Here is a 17,628-nt window from a genome sequence, read left to right as displayed (position 1 = left end):
CGAGGCGGTCTCCGCCCGCAAGCTGATGTCCCGCCAGATCACCGCCGCCGACGCGCCCAAGGTGCACCGCGGCGGCATGGTGGCGCGCGCCGCGGGCTGGCTGCGCGATAACCTGTAGGCTCCTGCGCCTAGACTATCAGTAAGCGAGGCGGTTTGTCGCACTTGATCCGCTGTAGAGCGGGTTCACTCGTGCATGAAATGGCGCGTTTGAAGAACGTCCTTCGTTTGAGAGTGGCGAAACTGTGTCGTCTTTGTTACATGGTTGGCGCGATTTGGCCTGATTTGGGTCACAAATGTTGCGAGCTTCTCATTTTCCGATAGCGTGATGGTCCAGAGCCAATGCTGGGCGCCTTAGGTGCTTGCATATCAATAGCCGTTGGGGACCTATTCTTATGAACTTGAAGCGAAACTACCTGTTTGGAACAACGATACTCGCGGGCGTGATCGCCATGTCGGCGCCTGTTTTTGCGCAGACCGCCGAGCAAACCACTGAACAGCAAGCGACTGAAGTGTCCGAAGTTGTTGTGACGGGGTCGCGTATTCGCCGCAACGATCTGACGTCGGCTTCGCCGCTGACGGTCGTGTCCTCGGAGACGATCGACAACAAGGGTTTCACCAACGTTGCCCAGGCTCTGAATCAGCAGCCAGTGGCCGGTGTTCCGATTACGCCGGATGGCGATCAGGCCGGCTTTGGCGTCGGCCGCAGTTTCGTCAACCTCTTTAATCTGGGCACCAACCGTACGCTGGTGCTGGTAAATGGCCGCCGTTTCGTCGGCGCTAACGTTTCCTCCATCTTCTCGGGCGCCGGAGCCGGCGGCCAGGTCGACTTCTCCTCTATCCCTACGGCCCTTATTGATCGAGTTGAGACGGTTCAGGCGACAGGGGGGGCTGTCTATGGTTCCGACGCCGTCGCCGGCGTCATCAATGTGATCACCAAGAAGAATTTTGAAGGCGTTGAAGTTAACGCTGAATACGGCCTTTCCGAACGCGGCGATGGCGACCAGGTGCGTGTGCGTCTGACGGGCGGCACCTCTTTGCTGGATGATCGCTGGAACGTGGCCGGCAGCTACGAGTACGCAGAAACCGACTCGATCGGCTATATGGATCGTGATCGCACCGCGCTTCAGATGATTCGTGGGTCGAACCCGCTGAACACCAGTCCGACCGATGGCATCCCAGCACAAGTCTGGTATTTCAATCGTCGTATTCCCGAGATAACCGAGGGCGGTTTGGCTTTCCGCACATCGGGCATCGGTCTGGCGAACGTCTTGACGATCGCTGATCCTAACAATGCCGGTCGCCGCGTTATGGCGCAGTTCGCGCCGGACGGTTCGCTGGTTCCCTATGATCCGGGCCAGTTCGTGCAAGCTAGTATCGCGTCTGGCGGCGACGGCTTGAATCTGGCCGAACTGACCTCGCTACAATCGCCTGTGACTCGTCACAACGCTACAGTCTTCAGTACCTTTGAAATCACTCCGCGCGTTCGTTTGGATGCTGAAGTATTCTACAACCATACTGAAGCCACGGAAGACTATAACCAGCCGATCTATAACGGCGGTCTATTTGGAGGCACCTCAGGTGCGCTGCGGCTCTCGACGGCGAATCCCTTCCTGTCGGCGGCGACTCGCACGGCCATTCTGAACCAGCCCACGCCTCTGCCAGCGGATCCGAACAATCCTGGCGAACGTTTATTCTGGTTGCATCGCGCATCGACGGATCTGGTTGAGCCGAACAACTACGCTGAGTCGGATACGATCCGAGCCGTGCTGAACCTGAACGGTGATTTCGATGCCATGGGGCGCACCTTCTTCTGGAACATCGCGGCCAACCACGGTCAGAACGAAGGTTTCTTCCAGCAAGACAACATTGTTCAGTCACGCTTCGCGCAGGCGATCGATGTCAACCGTGCTGCTAACGGCGACGCACAATGCGCCGACGCAGCGGCTCGTGCCGCGGGCTGTCTGCCGCTGAACCTGTTCGGTAAGGGGGCTCGGAGTCAGGCTGCGCTGGACTACATCGGTACGACGTTCCGCCAAGATTACACGATCAAGCAAACGACGTATGAAGCGAACTTTGGCGGCGACCTTTTCAACCTCCCGGCGGGGCCCGTGGCCTTCAACGTTGGCTATGAATACCGCAAGGAAGAGTCGGAGTTTCTGCCGAATGATGCATCACGTCTAGGGGTCGGACGTACGGCTCCCATTAGCCCCCTGAAGGGCGAGTACAACACTAACGAGTGGTACGGCGAGCTTTCGGTGCCGGTTTTCGGCGGGGATTTCACCTTCCCTCTGATGCAGGAACTGACGTTCGATGGTTCCTATCGCTCGGTTGACAACTCGACGGCAGGCAAGGACGAATCTTGGGCAGCTGGTCTGCGCTGGCGTCCGATCAATGATCTGCTAATTCGTGGTAGCCTGAGCCGCTCGTTCCGCGCACCGGCGATTACCGAGCTGTTTACGCCTGAATCGACCAGCTTCATGACTGCCACGGATCCTTGCGACTTCCGCAACATCAACAGTGGTCCGAACCCTGCGGCGCGTAAGGTGAATTGCCAGGCGGAATTTGTCCGACTGGGTCTTCCGGCGGACTTCCAGCTGACCTCGAACATCCAGGCGGCCACACAGCGCGGCACGACGGCGGGCAACCCTGATCTGGTCAATGAAGTGGCGGATCAGGAAACCTATGGCCTTGTCTATCAACCGAGCTTCATCCCGAACCTGGCTATCTCGTTTGACTGGGTGAAGATTGACCTCACCAATGCGATCGCCAACTTCTCGCTCGGTGCGATCCTGCAGGTTTGCTACGATGTGCCGAACCCGGATCCGGCCGTGTGCGGTCGCTTCCAGCGCGGTGACAGAGATTTGATGAACGGCGACACCAGCCTGGCGGGGCAGATTCTGGGGGCAGACTTGGCGCCGAACGGCGTTGGTCCGCAGACCGGCTTCATCAATGCCGGCTACCTGAACTTCTCCGGCTGGGCTGGCGGCGTCGAGTACTCGCTCAATCTGGATGACTATCAATCTCTGGCGGGTCTAGGCGGCCGGGTGACCTGGGATCTGGATATCTTCCGCACCGAAACCTACGAGTCGTCGGTTACGGGTCTGGGCTTCGATCTGGTTGACTCCGCCAACACCATCGGCACGCCGGAGATGCGTTGGAAGCTGGACACCTCGTATACCCGTGGCGGGTTGGGCGTGCAGTGGAGCCTGCGCTATACGGGCGAAAGCAAGTTCAGCAACACGGCTACGATTGAAAACTACACGCCGTTGACTGTTCAGGAGTACTATCTGAACGACCTTTCGTTCGCATATCGCTTTGATACCGATCGTCTGGGGATGAAGGATGTGACGGCTCGCTTGCAGATCCGTAACGTCTTCGACGTGGAGCCGCCGCTGGGCACCACGGGAATCGGTGTTTACGATCTGATCGGCCGCTATTATCAAGTTGGCATGTCGGCTCGCTTCTGATCCTTCAGGATCGGAAAACGGCAATGAAGAGGGTGCGGTTTCGGCCGCACCCTTTTTTATTGAGCTTGCTGGGGTGAGCCATCGGGGGTGGTCTGAAAGCCGACTCACGCTATTCATAGTAACCCTTCGTTAACGCAGTCAGGGTTTTCCTTAACGCGCTCATAACCAATGCGATTCGGCGGGGAGTTCGCATCGGGGACGAAGGGCAGGGTCCTTAGGTCGGAATAATACAATGTCTCTCTCGCTGGTCAGGCCGGAAGCCACGGAATTGAAGCCCCGCATCGTCGTCTTCGGCGTAGGCGGAGCGGGCGGCAACGCCGTCAACAACATGATCGACTCCGGCCTTGAGGGCGTGGAGTTCGTCGTCGCCAACACCGACGCCCAGCATTTGAGCTTCGCCAAGACCGACCGCCGCATCCAACTGGGCGAGACCATCACGCAAGGGTTGGGCGCGGGCGCTCACCCCGAAGTCGGCATGAACGCCGCCGAGGAGAGCGCGGACGAGATCCATGCGCACCTGGAAGGCGCGCACATGGTCTTCATCACCTGCGGCATGGGCGGCGGCACCGGCACCGGCGCGGCGCCGGTCATCGCCAAATGCGCGCGTGATCGCGGCATCCTGACCGTCGGCGTGGTGACCAAGCCCTTCACCTTCGAAGGCCGTCACCGGATGCGCCTGGCCGACGCCGGCGTGGCCGAGCTGCAGCGCTACGTCGACACCCTGATCGTCATCCCGAACCAGAACCTGTTCCGGGTCGCCAACGAACGCACCACCTTCTCCGACGCCTTCGGCATGGCGGATCAGGTGCTGCACTCGGGCGTCCGCTCGATCACCGACCTGATGATCCTGCCGGGCCTGATCAACCTCGACTTCGCCGACGTCCGCGCCGTGATGAGCGAGATGGGCAAGGCCATGATGGGTACGGGCGAGGCCACGGGCGACGACCGCGCCCTGCTGGCGGCCCAGAACGCCATCGCCAACCCCTTGCTGGACGAGACCAGCCTGAAGGGCGCCAAGGCCGTGCTGGTGAACATCACCGGCGGCATGGACATGACCCTGCTGGAAGTCGACGAGGCCGCCAACGCCATCGCCGGCGAAGTGGACGGCGACGCCAACATCATCTTCGGCGCGGCCTTTGACCCGGCGCTGGACGGCAAGATCCGCGTCTCGGTCGTCGCGACCGGCATGGATGAAGCCGTCATCCAGCAGATCGAGCCGCAGGGTCAGAGCTTCGGCCGCACGGGCGGCCTGCCGAACGCGGCGCCGCGCCAGCCGGAAGTCCGCATCGACCCGGTGCGCGAAGCCGCGCCGCAGCCGGTGCCCGCTCCGGTCTATGAAGCCCCGGCCGCTCGCGCGCCTGAGCCGAAGATCGAAGCCAAGCCCGAGCCGGTCATCCGCGACGCGCCGCGCAATCTGGAGCCGATCGTCGATCCGTGGGTCGAGGAATATGAGCAGGGCGCCGGTCGCGCCCAGCCGGCGGCTTCGTCGGAACAGGGCGACCTCTATTTCGATCGCGCCCCGCAGCGTCAGCAACCGGCGCAGCAACCAGCCCAACGTCCGGCCGCCCGTCATGAAGAGCCCGCCGAGGAGCCCTTCTACGACGAGCGCGACCACCGCCGCAGCGGCTGGAGCCTGTTCGGCCGCAAGCGCCAGCAGCCGCAGCAGCAACAGTCCTATGCGCCGCCGCCGTCGTCGAACCGCACGACCCAGCAGTTGCGCCAGACGCAGGCGATGCAGCCCCAGCAGCAAGACCCGCAGGTGGGCCAGTCCGAGGATGACGACCTGGAGATCCCGTCCTTTCTCCGCCGCCTCGCGAACTGATCGACCCAAAAAGTCCTGAAAATGAAGCGCCCTGGAGCCGACCTCCGGGGCGTTTTCACATGTGGGCGCCGAGGCTGGAATGTGTCGTCGAACCGAAACAATCCGAAACCCGACTTTCATTTCGGGCTTGAGCCCCGAGGCGTAAACGACAGGTGAGGCGAAGACCGTCCCGTTTGGGGCGGGTCGCGCAACAGAGAGTTTCCGAGTGACGGTCCGCAACGACCAGTACGAACAGACCATCGTCGCCCCGGCCATCTGCGCCGGCGTCGGCGTGCACACCGGCCGCCGCGTGCGTCTGGTCGTGCGCCCGGCTGCGCCCGGCCACGGCATCGTCTTCGTGCGCACGGACGTCACCGACCGCGACAACCGCATCCCCGTCTCGGGCGAGGCGGTCGTGGACGCGCGCCTGAACACCATGATCGAGAACGCGGCGGGCGTGCGCCTGTCGACGATTGAGCACCTGATGGCCGCCCTGGCCGCCTTGGGCGTCTCCAACGCCGTGATCGAGGTGGACGGGCCGGAACTGCCGATCCTGGACGGTTCGGCGCTGCAGTTCGTGCAACTGCTGGATCGCGCGGGTTTCCGCCGCCAGGAAGCGCCCCAGACCTATATCGAGATCCTGAAGCCGATCCGGGTGGAGGAGGGCGACAAGTCCGCCGTCCTTAAGCCCTGCGACCGCTATGAGATGCGCTTCGAGATCGACTTCCCCACGCCGGTCATCGGCAATCAGGTGGTGGATTTCGTGGTGGACGAGGCGACCTTCCGCTCGGACATCATGGCGGCCCGCACCTTCGGCTTCGCCCATGAGGTCGAGGCCCTGCGCCAGGCCGGTCTGGCCCGCGGCGGCTCGCTGGAGAACGCCGTGGTCATCGACGGCGACCAGATCCTGAACCCCGGCGGCCTGCGCATGGAGCGCGAGTTCGTGCGCCACAAGGCGCTGGACGCCATCGGCGACCTGTATGTCCTCGGCGCGCCGCTGCTGGGCCGCTACGAAGGCGTCAAGGCGGGCCACGCCCTGAACAACAAGCTGGTCCGCGCCCTGCTGGCCCAGCCCGACGCCTGGCGCGAAACCACCCGCGTCCCCGACATGGCGATGGCGGGCTGACCGCTTCCTTCTCCCCTTGAGGGAGAAGGTGGCAGGCGGAGCCTGACGGATGAGGGGTGTGATCGCCCTGGTATCCGGATGCGCGTGTCGCCGTCCTCGCTAATTTTTTGATGTCGCGCAGACACCCCTCATCCGAGCGCCCCCGGGACAAGCCCGAGGACGCCCACCTTCTCCCACAAGGGGAGAAGGGTCAGGTGAGGGTGATTGCTGAGATCAACCGCCCAAAGTCCGGTTCGCCCGCCAGATAGGCGCGGCGGTTGGAGTAGAAACGCGCCGCATCTGCGCGCGTGTCGTCGCCGGTCCAGGCGGCCTCGCCGACGCCGGCCTGCTCCAGCCGCCAAAGGACGAAGCCGGGCAGGTCGAACTGGCGTTTGTCGTCCGTCGCGCCGGCGGCGAAGAAGCGTTCGCTGCCGGGGTCGTGGTGGGCGAAGCGGTCCTGATAGTCGGCGCCGACTTCGTATGAGCCTTGAGCGATGCAGGGGCCGACGACGGCGACGATGCGCGACGGCTCGGCGCCCAGGGCCTGCATGGCCGCGACGGTCGAGTGGATGACCCCGCCAAGAGCGCCCTTCCAGCCCGCGTGGGCGGCGCCGACCACGCCCGCCTCGGCGTCGGCGAACAGCACGGGCGCGCAGTCGGCGGTCAGGACAGTCAGCACCGGCCCCTTCACGCCCGCAACCACGGCGTCGCCTTCGGGGCGTTCGCCGGCCCAGCCGCTTTCGGCCACGCGGGCGACGGCGGAGTGGACCTGATAGCAGCCGCACAGGTCGTCGGCGGCGCCGCCCATCCATTCGGCGACGCGGCGGCGGTTCTCGGCGACGTGGGCCGGGTCGTCCTTGGAGCCGACGCCGGCGTTCAGTCCGGCGTAGATGCCGTCCGATACGCCGCCCGCGCGAGTGAAGAAGCCGTGGCGCACCCCGGCCCTGGTCAGCAGCGGATGGGTGATCGGGTTCAGGCTCATGCGGCGGCCTCCAGTTCGAAACGGGCGGCGTCGATGGCGGCCTGAACGGCCTTGCGCGCCTGGGGGCTGTTCTTCCAGCAAGTCGAGCCGACGCTGGCGGCGGCTCCGGCGCAGACGACGGCCGCATCCGCCTGGGCCAGACGGGCGAAGCCGCCGACGCCCAGCTCCTCCAGTCGCTGGATCACCTTGGGGCCGACGCCCTTGGTCGCCAGCAGGATCTGGCGCTCATGGTCGGTGAAGGTCATGGCCGCATCAGGCTCCATCATCGGGCGGGCCGCGTCAGAAGCCCGGCAGGGCCAGCGAACGCGGCGAGAAGATCGCCGCCGCCTTGAACAGTTCGCCCATCTGGTCCGGCGCGGTCAGGCGGTCCAGCTGGCGCTGGATGACCGGGGCGGCCTCGGGGCGTCCCTGCATCAACCGCTGGGCGCGGGCTTCGATCCCCAGCGCCTTGAGGAAGGCGCCCTGGCCGACGCAGCCGGTGACGTCGGCCCCGCCGCGCACGGCGGCTTCGAGCACCAGGGGGAAGTCGGCCCATTGCGTCAGGTCGGCCTCGCCCGGCGTCGACAGGGGATCGACCTTCTGGTGCCGCCGCAGGGCCTGCAGGGTGTCGCCCGCCTCGGGCTTGCTGCGGCCGTAGTCGATCAGCAGGGCGGCGCCGGAGGCGGCGCGGATCAGGCTGGCCAGATCGCGGCCGAAGGCGGCCTGCTGTTCGGAAATCTCCATGATCTGACCCGGTTCGACCTCAAAGCCGGGCGTCTCGAAGCCGTCGGCGATGGCGGTCAGGCCGAAGGTCAGTTCATTGTCGTCGGTGACGCCGATGCGGCGCTCGGCCCAGCCGCCTTCGGTCTTGATGAATTGGCGCGCGGGCAGGCAGTCCAGCACTTCATTGGCGATCAGGATGACCGGGGCGTCCGTCTCGACCTTGTTCAGGGCGCTGAGCCAGCGCGGATGCGCGTCGGCGTCGGCCAGGCGTCGGGCCTGTTCGGCGCGCAACGGCGCGCTGGGCTCGATCAGGATCAGGTCAACCGCCTGCAGGAAGCCGGGGACCAGCCGCGCCGCGCGCAGCACGTCGGACATCAGCGTGCCGTCGCCCGGCCCGACCTCGACCAGCCGCACGCGCTCGGGCGCGCCCAGACGGGTCCAGGTCTCGACCGCCCACAGGCCGATCAGTTCGCCGAACATCTGGCTGATCAACGGGGCGGTGATGAAGTCGCCGCCTTCGCCCAGCGCGGGGCGGGTGGCGTAATAGCCGCCCCTGGGGTCGTGCAGGCAGCGGGTGACGTAGTCCGCCACCGTCATCGGCCCGGTCAGCACGATCTCGCGGACCAGCCGGTCCTTGAGCGTCTCCGCCATGATGGTCTTACGCCTCCGTGACGACCGGCTTCTTCAGCGCCCGCCAGATCAGCCAGGCGCCGACCAGCATCATCGGGATCGACAGGATCATGCCCATGGTCAGGCCCAGCGGCAGGTTCTCCAGCCCGGCGTCGGGCTGGCGCACGTTCTCCAGCGCGGCGCGGCAGACGCCGTAACCCAGCAGGAACAGGCCGGTGACGAAGCCCGGACGCTTCAGCATCCGCCACTTCCAGATCGCCAGCGACAGGACGACGAACAGCAGCAGGCCCTCCAGCCCCGCCTCATACAACTGGCTGGGGTGGCGCGGCTCGTTGCCGGCGGGGCAGAAGCCGTACATCTGCTGGATGCGCTCGTTGCAGAAGCGGATGGCCCAGGGAACCGTCGTCTCGCGGCCCCACAGCTCGCCGTTGATGAAGTTGGCGATGCGGCCGAAGAACAGACCCAGAGGCGCGACCGGGGCGATCAGGTCGCCCAGGCTGAGCGGGTTCACCTGTTGGCGCCGGGCGTAGAGGGCGATGGCGATGACCACGCCCAGGAAGCCGCCGTGGAAGCTCATCCCGCCGGTCCATAGCTGCAGCAGTTCCAGTCGCTCGCCCCAGCTGTCGCCGGTGAATAGTTGGGCGAACATCTCCGGCTTGTAGAAGAGGGCGTAGCCGAAGCGGCCGCCCAGGATGACGCCGAGCGTGATCCACAGCACCAGGTCGTCCAGTTGCTGTCCGCCGACCGGCGACTTGCCCGGCGCCCACAGGCGCTCCGTCTTGGCCAGGCGCGAGGCGTACCACCAGCCCAGGACGATGCCGGCGATATAGGCCAGCGCGTACCAGCGGATGGGCAGGGGGCCGAGCTGGATCAGGACGGGGTCGAATTCGGGAAAGGGCACGGGGCCTCCTGCGCCTTCAGAAGTTGTCCCTCGTCTAGCAAGCGGGACTGCATTCGTCGCGCGCTTTTCCCGCGAAGCAGTCTATAGGCCGCAGGCAGGTAAGGTTTGGTTTACCCAAATCAATGCACCGTTAACCACGTTTCGGACCGATGGTCCGGGAGTTCTCAAGAGGCCGCCATGCAGACGCGCAATCCCCTCCTTGATGAGTTCGCCAAGCTGACCACCGGCGCCATGGGTCTGGCCCAGGCCGCAGGTGAAGAGGCCAAGGCCGCCTGGCGCGCCCAGGCTGACCGCTTCGTCGCTGAAATGGATCTGGTCCGTCGCGACGAGTTCGACGTGCTGAAGGACGAGATCGCCGCCCTGCGCGCCGAGATCACGGCGCTGAAGGCTGCGGCTCCGGCTCCGAAGAAGGCCGCCAAGGGATCGTCCACAGACGCCGCTTCAAGCCCGGATTCAGCCGGTTGAGCCGAATCTGCGAACACGCCTACCGTCTTCAAAGGCGCTCATCTGAGTCGCCGTCGCTGCTGAAGAAGTTGAACGCCTGATGGATGCTGTGAGACCCGAAGAGGTCGACCTGCCCTTTGATCCGCTGGATGTGGTCGAACACGTCCTGACGGCGGAGAACCTGCCGTTCGACCGCACGGACGAGGGCGATCTGGCCTTCGCCCTGGCCGGCGACTGGAAGGACTATGAGCTGTGGTTCGCCTGGCGGCCCGAGGGCGACTGCCTTCAGCTGTGCCTGGCGCTGGACCTGCGGGTGGCCAAGACGCGACGCGCGGCGGCCTATGAACTGGTGTCGATGATCAATCAGCGCACCTGGCTGGGCCATTTCGAGATCTGGCCGGATGAGGGGGAGATCGTCTTCCGCCACGCCCTGGCCCTGCCGCACACCGAGCGCCCGACCCTGGCCCAGGCCGCGTCCATGATCGACGCGGCGGTCGAGGCGGCCGACCGTTATTATCCGGCCTTCGACTTCATGGTGCGCGGTTCCAAGAAGCCGAAGGAGGCCATCGACGCCTGCCTGTTCGAGACCGTGGGCAACGCCTGATGAGCGGTTCTGGACGTCCGGTCGTGCTTCAGGGCGTCGGACGCCTGGGCTCGGCCATTCTGGAAGGCTGGCTGGCGATGGGCGCTGTCGACCCGGCCGATCTGATCATCCTGACGCCGTCCGAAAAGCCGGTCGCCGAGGCGGCGCGGGCCAAGGGCGCGCGGATCAATCCGCCGTTGGAGGCGCTGGCGAACGCTCGCGCCTTCGTCATCGGCGTGAAGCCCGCCAAATGGCTGGAGGCGGCGCAGGCGGTCCTGCCGCATCTGGCGACGGACGCCGTGGTCGTTTCGGTTATGGCCGGGGTGCGCGGCGAGACGATCTCTGACGGCTATGACGGCCGCCCGGTCGTGCGCGTCATGCCGACGACCGGCGTGGCCCAGGCGCGCGGCGTGGCGACGCTGTGGTCCGCTGACGCGGGCGCCCTGAAGGTCGGGCGCGAACTGTTCGAGCCGATCGCTGAGACGGTCCTGCTGGACGACGAAACGCTGATGCACGCGGCGACGGCGGTGTCCGGCTGCGGCCCGGCCTATTTCTTCGCCTTCACCCGCGCCCTGGCCGAGGCTGGAGAGGCGGAAGGTCTGTCGCCCGAGGCCGCCGCCCGTCTGGCGCGCGCCACCCTGCGTTCGGCTGCGGCGGGGGTAGAGGGCGACGAGGCTCTGAACGCCCTGATCGACCGCGTGGCCTCGCCCGGCGGCGTGACGCAGGCCGGTCTGATCGCCCTCAATGAAAACGGCGCCCTCGACCATTCTGTCGAAAGCGCCGTGAAGGCGGCGGTCGCCAAGTCCACTGAACTCAGCGGCTGATCGTCAAACGCTTCAGCGCTTGACGAAACGACCCTCGGCCAGGTTGCGGGCCAGACGGTCATAGGCGCGCTGGGCGTCGGTCCAGGTGGTCGAACCGCGCGCATCGGCCAGGGTCGGGGTGTAGTAGTCGAACTTGACCGGCTGCACTTCGCCCGAGGCCATGGTCACGGACCCTTCCACCGCAGCGCCGCCGATGGACAGGCTGCGCATGGAGTCCAGGCCGGGCTTGTCGCCCAGTTGCTGCATGGTCGGGCGGTTGGGCTTCAGGTCGGTGATGACCAGTTCGACGCGGGCGCCGTCCAGGGCGTTGCGCTGAGTCAGCACGCGCTCGACGGTGCGGGTCAGGTCGCTGACCTGTTGCTGGACATCGCGTTCGCCCAGTTCTTGGGCGGTCTTGGCGAAGTCGGGGCTGACCGTCACGACGACGGCCGAGGGTTGAGCCGCGGCTGCGCCGGAGACGGCGAGGGCGGCGGCGAGCGGCGCAAGGAAAGCAATACGACGCATAGTACGGACTCCTGATTCCAGGCCCCCCTGGAACACGGGACAAGATGGCGACGATTTTACGGTTCCGCTAGAGGCGCCGGTCAAAGATCTAGGCGGCGCGACGATCCGCCGGCAGCCGGATCGACGCCTTCAGCCCGCCCAGGTCGCTGCGGCCCAGGATGATGTCGCCGCCGTGGCCGCGCGCCACGTCCCGCGCCACGGCCAGGCCCAGGCCCACCCCCTTGCGGTTCTGATTGCGCGAGGCGTCCAGCCGCGAGAAGGGGCGGAAGGCTTCTTCGTGCATGTCGTCGGGAATGCCGGGACCGTCGTCCTCGACCACGATCTCCAGTCCGCCGGAGGGCAGGGGGCGGGCGGACAGCCGCACCTTTTCCCCGTGGGAGGCGGCGTTGCCGACCAGGTTGTTGATCGCCCGGCGGAAGGCCAGGGGGCGGGCCAGCATGTTGAGATCGTCGGGCGTCTCGACCTCGGCCACGGCGCCCGAGCGACCGGCGTCTTCGGCGGCGCGACGCAGCATTTCGGGCACGGAGATCGTCTGCATCGCCTCGCCCGCCTCGCCGCGCGCGAAGGCGAGGTATTCGTCGATCATATGCTCCATCTCGTCCAGGTCGCCCTTCATCGCCTCGGCGCGCTTGAACGGGGGCGCTAAGGCCAGTTCGAGGCGCAGGCGGGTCAGGGGCGTGCGCAGGTCGTGGCTGACCGAGGCCAGCAGGGCGGTGCGCTGATCGATGTGGCGCTGGATGCGGGCGCGCATGTCCAGGAAGGCGGTGGCGGCGGCCCGCACCTCGCGCGCGCCGTGAGGTTTGAAGCGCGGCACGCTCTCGCCCCGTCCGAAAGCCTCGGCGGCGGAGGCCAGGCGCTCGATGGCGCGCACCTGGTTGCGGATGAACAGCACCGCCACGCCGAGCAGCAGGATGGTGGCGATCATCAGCCACAGGACGAAGATGTGGGCCTGGGTCGCCACGGCCCGTTCACGCGGGGCGATGACGCGCAGCACGCCGTCGGCCTCCTGCACCCGGATGTCGACATAGGCGGGGTAGCGGGTGGTGTCGAACCAGAAGGGCTGGTCCAGCCGCGAAGCCAGGGCCTTCTCCAGCGTCCGGTCGACCAGGCCCAGCGCGCCGCGCCGTTCTTCGTCCGGCAGGGAGGCCGCGGACTGGAAGGCGATGGACAACTGCATCGACCGCTCGGCGCGTTCGGAGATCAGGGCCAGGTTCTGGGGCGAGGGATCGTCGCGATAGCTTTCGGCCGCCCAGGCCACGTCGCCGGCCAGCCCCTCGGACAGGCGCGCCGTCACCGCCTGCCAGTGGGCGTCGAAGAAGGCCCAGGTCACCGCCGCCTGCATGATCAGCACCGGCAGGACGATGATCAGCAGCGACCGGCCCCACAGGGAGGTCGGCAGCCGACGCTTGATCCACCGCGTCCAGACGTTGAACGGCATCAGCCGCATGGGGGCGTTCCGGTCCTGTCGTCAGTCCGGCGCCAGCATATAGCCGACGCCGCGCACCGTCTGAAGGTAGCGCGGATTCTTGGGGTCGACCTCCAGCTTGCGGCGCAGGCGCGTCACCTGGACGTCCACGGCGCGGCCGGTCACGTCGGCCGTGTCGGGCGACAGGGTCATGCGTTCGACCGGCGAATGGGCGTGAATGGCCAGGGTCTTGAGCAGTTGCGCCTCGGCCTCGGTCAGGCGTTGCAGTTCGCCGTCCCGCGTCAGCTCCAGCCGCTCCATGTCGAAGACGGCGGGGCCCATGCGGATCTCCTTGGGCGTCATCAGCTTGCCGCCGGTGCGGCGCAGGATGGCCTCGATCCGCAGCGCCAGCTCGCGCGGGTCGAAGGGCTTGGACATATAGTCATCGGCGCCGCGCGACAGGCCCTCGATCCGGTCGTCCGGGTCGCCCTTGGCCGTCAGCAGCAGCACGGGCGTCTTGGACAGGGCCGCCTGGCTGCGAATCCAGGTGGTCAGGTCGAAGCCGCTTTCGCCCGGCATCATCACGTCCAGCACGATCAGGTCGAACTCGATCAGTTCGACCATGCGACGCGCCGCGCCCGCGTGGGCGGCGCCGGTGACGCGATAGCCCTCGCGGCTCAGGAATTCCTTGAGCAGTTCGCGGATGCGGTCGTCGTCGTCGACGACCAGGATGTGCCGTCCGCTGCCGGCGGGCGCGATGGGGCCGGACCGGCCGTTGGCGCGAGGCTCGATCATGCTCACTGCGAATCTCCTCGCGAGACGCCGTTGACGCGGACGCGCGACGGGCGTCTAAATAAATATCTTGCGCAGGAGACGTTCTTCAATGGCCTTCGTTCCTTTCGACGATCGTGACGGATGGATCTGGTTTGACGGAGAATTCGTTCCCTGGCGGGAGGCGAAAACGCACGTTCTGACCCATGGCCTTCACTACGGCTCGTCGGTGTTCGAGGGTGAGCGTATGTATGGCGGTGAAATCTTCAAGCTGACCGCGCACAGCGAACGCCTGAAGCGCTCCGCCGAGCTGCTCGACTTCGAGATTCCCTATAGCGTGGCCGAGATCGACGCCGCCTGCAAGGAAACCTGCGCGCGCAACGGCCTGATCGACTGCTATATCCGCCCCGTCGCCTATCTGGGGCCGGAACAGCTCAGCGTCACCGCCAAGAACAGCAAGGTCCACCTGGCGATCGCCGCCTGGGAATGGCCCAGCTATTTCGACCCCGAGGTCAAGAAGAAGGGCATCGCCCTGGAGTGGGCCAAGTGGCGCCGCCCCGACCCGGCCACGGCGCCGTCGACGGCCAAGGCGGCCGGCCTCTACATGATCTGCACCATGTCCAAGACGGCGGCCGAGAAGCGCGGTTTCGCCGACGCCCTGATGCTGGACTGGCGCGGTTATGTGGCCGAGGCGACCGGCGCTAACGTCTTCTTCGTCCAGAACGGCGCCCTGCACACCCCGCGCGTCGATCACATCCTGGACGGCATCACCCGCCAGACCGTCATCGAAATGGCGCAGGCTCGCGGGGTCGAGGTCGTGGTCCGCGAGATCCTGCCGGAAGAGCTGGGCGACTTCTCCGAGTGCTTCCTGACCGGCTCGGCCGCCGAGGTGACGCCGGTGGGCCAGGTCGGCGACTATCGCTTCACGCCGGGCGCGCTGTCGCTGAGCCTGATGGACGATTACGGCAAGCTGGTGCGCGGGACGCTCTAGTCCCCCTCTCCCGATGGGAGAGGGATTGAGCCTCCAAGAGGCGAAGGCGATTGGCTAAGGCGAAAGGGTGAGGGTTCCCGGCGGAAGTCGGCGTGAGCCGTTGCGCGATTCCCTTCAATCGCGAACCCTCACCCTTTCGCGCAAGAACGATCGCTACGCTCTCGTGCGCTCAAGCCCTCTCCCATCGGGAGAGGGTTTTTCATTGCCCCCTTGCCAGCGGCGTTCTGCTGTCGTTGATGCGCACTGAAGAAGCCGGCTCCCATAGCGCCGGTCGCGGAGCCGCCTTTCCATGTTCAGCCTCCTGAACCTCCAGAGCCTGTTCGGCCTGGTCGTCATCGTCGCCGTCTGCTGGGCGATCTCCGAGAACCGCCGCGCCTTTCCGTGGCGGCTGGCGATCGGGGCGGTGCTGGTGCAGGCGGCGCTGGTGCTGGCGACCTTCGCCATTCCCGGCTCGCAGGTGGTGCTGGACGGCATCAACAATGCGGTGAAGGGGCTGGAGCTGGCGACCGCGGAGGGGACGCGCTTCGTCTTCGGCTATCTGGCGGGCGGGGATCAGCCCTACGCCGTCGCCAATGAGGGCGCCCTGTTCACCTTCGCCTTCAATGTGCTGCCGCTGATCCTGGTGATCTCGGCCCTGTCGGCCCTGCTGTGGCACTGGAAGATCCTGAAGTGGATCACGCTCGGCTTCGGCTTCCTGTTTCAGCGGACCATGGGGCTGGGCGGCGCCTCGGCCCTGGCGGTGGCGGCCAACGTCTTCCTGGGCATGATCGAAAGCCCGATCGTCATCCGCGCCTATCTGGACAAGCTGAGCCGGTCCGAGGTTTTCCTGATGATGGTGGTCGGTCTGGCCACGGTCGCCGGCTCGACCATGGTGGCCTATGCGACCATTCTGTCGCCGGTGCTGACCAATGCGGCGGGCCACGTCCTGGTGGCCTCCATCGTTTCGGCGCCGGCCGGCATCCTGCTGGCCCGCGTCATCATTCCGGAAAAGCCGGGCGAGGGCGGGGCGGTCGCCGACTACAACTCGGCGCTGAAGTACGACAGCGCCGTCGACGCCATCGTGAAAGGCACGTCCGACGGCCTGATGGTGGTGCTGAACATCTCGGCCGTGCTGATCGTCTTCGTGGCCCTGGTTGCCCTGGCCAACGTCATCCTGGGCGGCTTCGTCATCGCCGGAGAGCCGCTGACGATCGAGCGCATCCTGGGCGTGCTCTTCGCCCCCGTGGCCTGGCTGACCGGCGTGGAATGGGCCGACGCCCAGAAGGCGGGCTGGCTGCTGGGGGTCAAGCTGACCCTGACCGAGTTCGTCGCCTTCATCGAACTGGGCAAGGTGCCCGCCGCCGAGATGAGCGAGCGCACGCGGATGCTGATGACCTACGCCCTGTGCGGCTTCGCCAACATCGGCTCGGTCGGCATCACCGTCACCGGCCTGTCGGTGCTGATGCCCGAGCGCCGCGAGGAGGTGCTGGGCATGGTGTGGAAGGCGCTGCTGGCGGGCTTCCTGGCCACGCTGATGACGGCCTGCATCGTCGGGGCCTTGCCCGCCGCCGTCTTCGCCTAGTAGCGTTCCGAGGGCAGCCGAAGGGAACCCTCTGATGAAGCTCTATGAAAGCCGCCGCGCGCCCAATCCGCGCCGCGTCCGCTGGGTCATGGCGGAAAAGGGCGTGACCGACGTCGAGCGGGTCGAGATCGAGCTTCTGGCGGGCGAGCACCGCACACCGGCCTATCGCGCCCAGTTCGGCGTGCCGCACGTCCCGGCGCTGGAACTGGACGACGGAACCTGCCTGACGGAATCCATCGCCATCTGCCGCTATCTGGAGGCCCTGCATCCCGAGCCGAACCTGTTCGGCCGCGACCCCAAGGAGCAGGCGATCATCGAGATGTGGATGCGCCGGTGCGAGATGTATCTGGCCAATCCGATGATGCTGAACGTGCGCTTCACCCACCCGGCCCTGGCCGCGCTGGAGGCGCCCCAGCCGCAGGTCGCCGAGTACAACCGCCTGGGCGCCGAGCGCTTCATGAAGACGCTGGATCGCCACCTGGCGGAGCATGAGTTCATCGCCGCCGACCGCTTCACCATCGCCGACATCGTCGGGGCCGTGGGTCTGGATTTCGCACGTCTGGTCAAATACCGCCCGCCCGAGGAGCTGACCCATCTGGCCCGCTGGCTGGAGACGTGCCGCGCCCGTCCGGCGGCGGCGGCCGGGATGTGAGCCTGTCTTGCGGACTCTGACGGCGCCGGATCGCGGGCTGGCTCTGATGCTGGCGGGGCTGGCGGGCTATGTCGACAGCCTGGGCTTTCTGCATCTGGGCGGGGTGTTCGTCTCCTTCATGAGCGGCAACACCACCCGCCTGGCCGTCAACCTGGCCGAGGGGCGGTGGCTGGCGGCGGGCGCGGTGGCGGGCGTCCTGCTGCTGTTCGTGCTGGGCGCCATGCTCGGGGCTCTGGTTGCGGGCGGCGAGGGGGCGCGCTCGCGCAGCCGGGTGCTGGCGGTCGAGGCGGCGCTGCTGGCCGGGG

At 66.4% G+C, this 17,628-nt stretch carries 17 protein-coding genes; 10 read left to right on the top strand and 7 right to left on the bottom strand.

Annotated features, from left to right (window positions below; genetic code table 11):
* Window positions 1-392 precede the first annotated feature (392 nt).
* The 3 genes from B2Y21_RS01120 to lpxC all read left to right on the top strand — a co-directional run bounded on the left by B2Y21_RS01120 (window position 393) and on the right by lpxC (window position 6,394).
* On the top strand, window positions 393-3,467 hold the full coding sequence (locus tag B2Y21_RS01120) for a TonB-dependent receptor domain-containing protein (protein WP_292056142.1): 3,075 nt from the start codon (window positions 393-395) through the stop codon (window positions 3,465-3,467).
* Between the two features lie 232 nt (window positions 3,468-3,699).
* A complete protein-coding gene (ftsZ, locus tag B2Y21_RS01115) occupies window positions 3,700-5,289 on the top strand; it encodes a cell division protein FtsZ (RefSeq protein ID WP_292056140.1) in 1,590 nt (529 codons plus the stop codon).
* A gap of 205 nt (window positions 5,290-5,494) precedes the next feature.
* The gene (gene lpxC / locus B2Y21_RS01110; RefSeq protein ID WP_292056138.1) at window positions 5,495-6,394 is read left to right on the top strand and encodes a UDP-3-O-acyl-N-acetylglucosamine deacetylase; all 900 of its coding nucleotides are present in this window, start codon (window positions 5,495-5,497) and stop codon (window positions 6,392-6,394) included.
* Between the two features lie 190 nt (window positions 6,395-6,584).
* Here lpxC and pgeF read toward each other — a convergent pair whose 3' ends face one another.
* From pgeF to lgt, 4 genes are read right to left on the bottom strand one after another with little or no spacing between them, the layout of a single operon-like run.
* On the bottom strand, window positions 6,585-7,355 hold the full coding sequence (gene pgeF / locus B2Y21_RS01105) for a peptidoglycan editing factor PgeF (RefSeq protein WP_292056135.1): 771 nt from the start codon (window positions 7,353-7,355) through the stop codon (window positions 6,585-6,587).
* A complete protein-coding gene (locus B2Y21_RS01100; RefSeq protein ID WP_292056133.1) occupies window positions 7,352-7,600 on the bottom strand; it encodes a helix-hairpin-helix domain-containing protein in 249 nt (82 codons plus the stop codon). The genes pgeF and B2Y21_RS01100 overlap by 4 nt, the downstream gene beginning before the upstream one ends.
* A gap of 34 nt (window positions 7,601-7,634) precedes the next feature.
* Complete coding sequence (locus tag B2Y21_RS01095) at window positions 7,635-8,708, bottom strand: class I SAM-dependent methyltransferase (RefSeq protein ID WP_292056131.1); 1,074 nt, start codon at window positions 8,706-8,708, stop codon at window positions 7,635-7,637.
* Window positions 8,709-8,715: 7 nt separating this feature from the next.
* Window positions 8,716-9,588 carry a prolipoprotein diacylglyceryl transferase gene (gene lgt, locus B2Y21_RS01090; protein WP_292056130.1) on the bottom strand — a complete coding sequence of 291 codons (873 nt, stop codon included), beginning with the start codon at window positions 9,586-9,588 and terminating at the stop codon, window positions 8,716-8,718.
* Between the two features lie 177 nt (window positions 9,589-9,765).
* Here lgt and B2Y21_RS01085 point away from each other — a divergent pair, with 177 nt between their 5' ends.
* From B2Y21_RS01085 to B2Y21_RS01075, 3 genes are all read left to right on the top strand, one after another.
* Window positions 9,766-10,053: an accessory factor UbiK family protein gene (locus tag B2Y21_RS01085; RefSeq protein ID WP_292056127.1), complete on the top strand. Its 288-nt coding sequence runs from the start codon at window positions 9,766-9,768 to the stop codon at window positions 10,051-10,053.
* 79 nt (window positions 10,054-10,132) lie between these two features.
* Window positions 10,133-10,636 carry a YbjN domain-containing protein gene (locus tag B2Y21_RS01080; RefSeq protein ID WP_004370784.1) on the top strand — a complete coding sequence of 168 codons (504 nt, stop codon included), beginning with the start codon at window positions 10,133-10,135 and terminating at the stop codon, window positions 10,634-10,636.
* Window positions 10,636-11,439 (top strand): pyrroline-5-carboxylate reductase family protein, encoded by an 804-nt coding sequence (locus B2Y21_RS01075; RefSeq protein ID WP_292056125.1) that lies wholly within the window; start codon window positions 10,636-10,638, stop codon window positions 11,437-11,439. Before B2Y21_RS01080 ends, B2Y21_RS01075 begins: the two co-directional genes overlap by 1 nt.
* 12 nt (window positions 11,440-11,451) lie before the next feature.
* Here B2Y21_RS01075 and B2Y21_RS01070 read toward each other — a convergent pair whose 3' ends face one another.
* From B2Y21_RS01070 to B2Y21_RS01060, 3 genes are all read right to left on the bottom strand, one after another.
* On the bottom strand, window positions 11,452-11,943 hold the full coding sequence (locus tag B2Y21_RS01070) for a hypothetical protein (protein WP_292056123.1): 492 nt from the start codon (window positions 11,941-11,943) through the stop codon (window positions 11,452-11,454).
* An 88-nt stretch (window positions 11,944-12,031) separates the two neighbouring features.
* Entirely contained in the window at window positions 12,032-13,390 is a 1,359-nt protein-coding gene (locus B2Y21_RS01065; RefSeq protein ID WP_292056121.1) for an ATP-binding protein, read from the bottom strand.
* Between the two features lie 21 nt (window positions 13,391-13,411).
* Window positions 13,412-14,143 (bottom strand): response regulator, encoded by a 732-nt coding sequence (locus B2Y21_RS01060; RefSeq protein WP_292056119.1) that lies wholly within the window; start codon window positions 14,141-14,143, stop codon window positions 13,412-13,414.
* Window positions 14,144-14,231: 88 nt separating this feature from the next.
* On the opposite strand from B2Y21_RS01060, the gene B2Y21_RS01055 reads away from it, so the two are divergent.
* The 4 genes from B2Y21_RS01055 to B2Y21_RS01040 all read left to right on the top strand — a co-directional run.
* Window positions 14,232-15,110 carry a branched-chain amino acid aminotransferase gene (locus B2Y21_RS01055; protein WP_292056117.1) on the top strand — a complete coding sequence of 293 codons (879 nt, stop codon included), beginning with the start codon at window positions 14,232-14,234 and terminating at the stop codon, window positions 15,108-15,110.
* 289 nt (window positions 15,111-15,399) lie between these two features.
* Window positions 15,400-16,671, top strand: a complete 1,272-nt coding sequence (locus B2Y21_RS01050; protein WP_125901495.1) for a NupC/NupG family nucleoside CNT transporter — start codon at window positions 15,400-15,402, stop codon at window positions 16,669-16,671.
* 34 nt (window positions 16,672-16,705) lie between these two features.
* The gene (locus B2Y21_RS01045) at window positions 16,706-17,323 is read left to right on the top strand and encodes a glutathione S-transferase family protein (RefSeq protein WP_292056114.1); all 618 of its coding nucleotides are present in this window, start codon (window positions 16,706-16,708) and stop codon (window positions 17,321-17,323) included.
* 7 nt (window positions 17,324-17,330) lie between these two features.
* The coding region (locus B2Y21_RS01040) for a DUF1275 family protein (protein ID WP_292056112.1) at window positions 17,331-17,628 on the top strand (298 nt) is incomplete at its 3' end.

It is taken from the genome of Brevundimonas sp. UBA5936 (assembly GCA_002430835.1).
Taxonomy (GTDB): domain Bacteria; phylum Pseudomonadota; class Alphaproteobacteria; order Caulobacterales; family Caulobacteraceae; genus Brevundimonas.
Note: the sequence above shows the minus strand (reverse complement) of the source record. Positions and strands in the feature narration are given on the sequence as shown.

What these genes read in the sequence shown, in the direction of transcription:
- B2Y21_RS01060 (WP_292056119.1), bottom strand. Translation starts at nt 14,143, where the DNA reads ATGATCGAGCCTCGCGCCAACGGCCGGTCCGGCCCCATCGCGCCCGCC.
- B2Y21_RS01070 (WP_292056123.1), bottom strand. Translation starts at nt 11,943, where the DNA reads ATGCGTCGTATTGCTTTCCTTGCGCCGCTCGCCGCCGCCCTCGCCGTC.
- B2Y21_RS01045 (WP_292056114.1), top strand. Translation starts at nt 16,706, where the DNA reads ATGAAGCTCTATGAAAGCCGCCGCGCGCCCAATCCGCGCCGCGTCCGC.
- pgeF (WP_292056135.1), bottom strand. Translation starts at nt 7,355, where the DNA reads ATGAGCCTGAACCCGATCACCCATCCGCTGCTGACCAGGGCCGGGGTG.
- B2Y21_RS01100 (WP_292056133.1), bottom strand. Translation starts at nt 7,600, where the DNA reads ATGACCTTCACCGACCATGAGCGCCAGATCCTGCTGGCGACCAAGGGC.
- B2Y21_RS01085 (WP_292056127.1), top strand. Translation starts at nt 9,766, where the DNA reads ATGCAGACGCGCAATCCCCTCCTTGATGAGTTCGCCAAGCTGACCACC.
- B2Y21_RS01075 (WP_292056125.1), top strand. Translation starts at nt 10,636, where the DNA reads ATGAGCGGTTCTGGACGTCCGGTCGTGCTTCAGGGCGTCGGACGCCTG.
- B2Y21_RS01080 (WP_004370784.1), top strand. Translation starts at nt 10,133, where the DNA reads ATGGATGCTGTGAGACCCGAAGAGGTCGACCTGCCCTTTGATCCGCTG.
- B2Y21_RS01095 (WP_292056131.1), bottom strand. Translation starts at nt 8,708, where the DNA reads ATGGCGGAGACGCTCAAGGACCGGCTGGTCCGCGAGATCGTGCTGACC.
- B2Y21_RS01120 (WP_292056142.1), top strand. Translation starts at nt 393, where the DNA reads ATGAACTTGAAGCGAAACTACCTGTTTGGAACAACGATACTCGCGGGC.
- B2Y21_RS01050 (WP_125901495.1), top strand. Translation starts at nt 15,400, where the DNA reads ATGTTCAGCCTCCTGAACCTCCAGAGCCTGTTCGGCCTGGTCGTCATC.
- B2Y21_RS01065 (WP_292056121.1), bottom strand. Translation starts at nt 13,390, where the DNA reads ATGCGGCTGATGCCGTTCAACGTCTGGACGCGGTGGATCAAGCGTCGG.
- ftsZ (WP_292056140.1), top strand. Translation starts at nt 3,700, where the DNA reads ATGTCTCTCTCGCTGGTCAGGCCGGAAGCCACGGAATTGAAGCCCCGC.
- B2Y21_RS01055 (WP_292056117.1), top strand. Translation starts at nt 14,232, where the DNA reads ATGGCCTTCGTTCCTTTCGACGATCGTGACGGATGGATCTGGTTTGAC.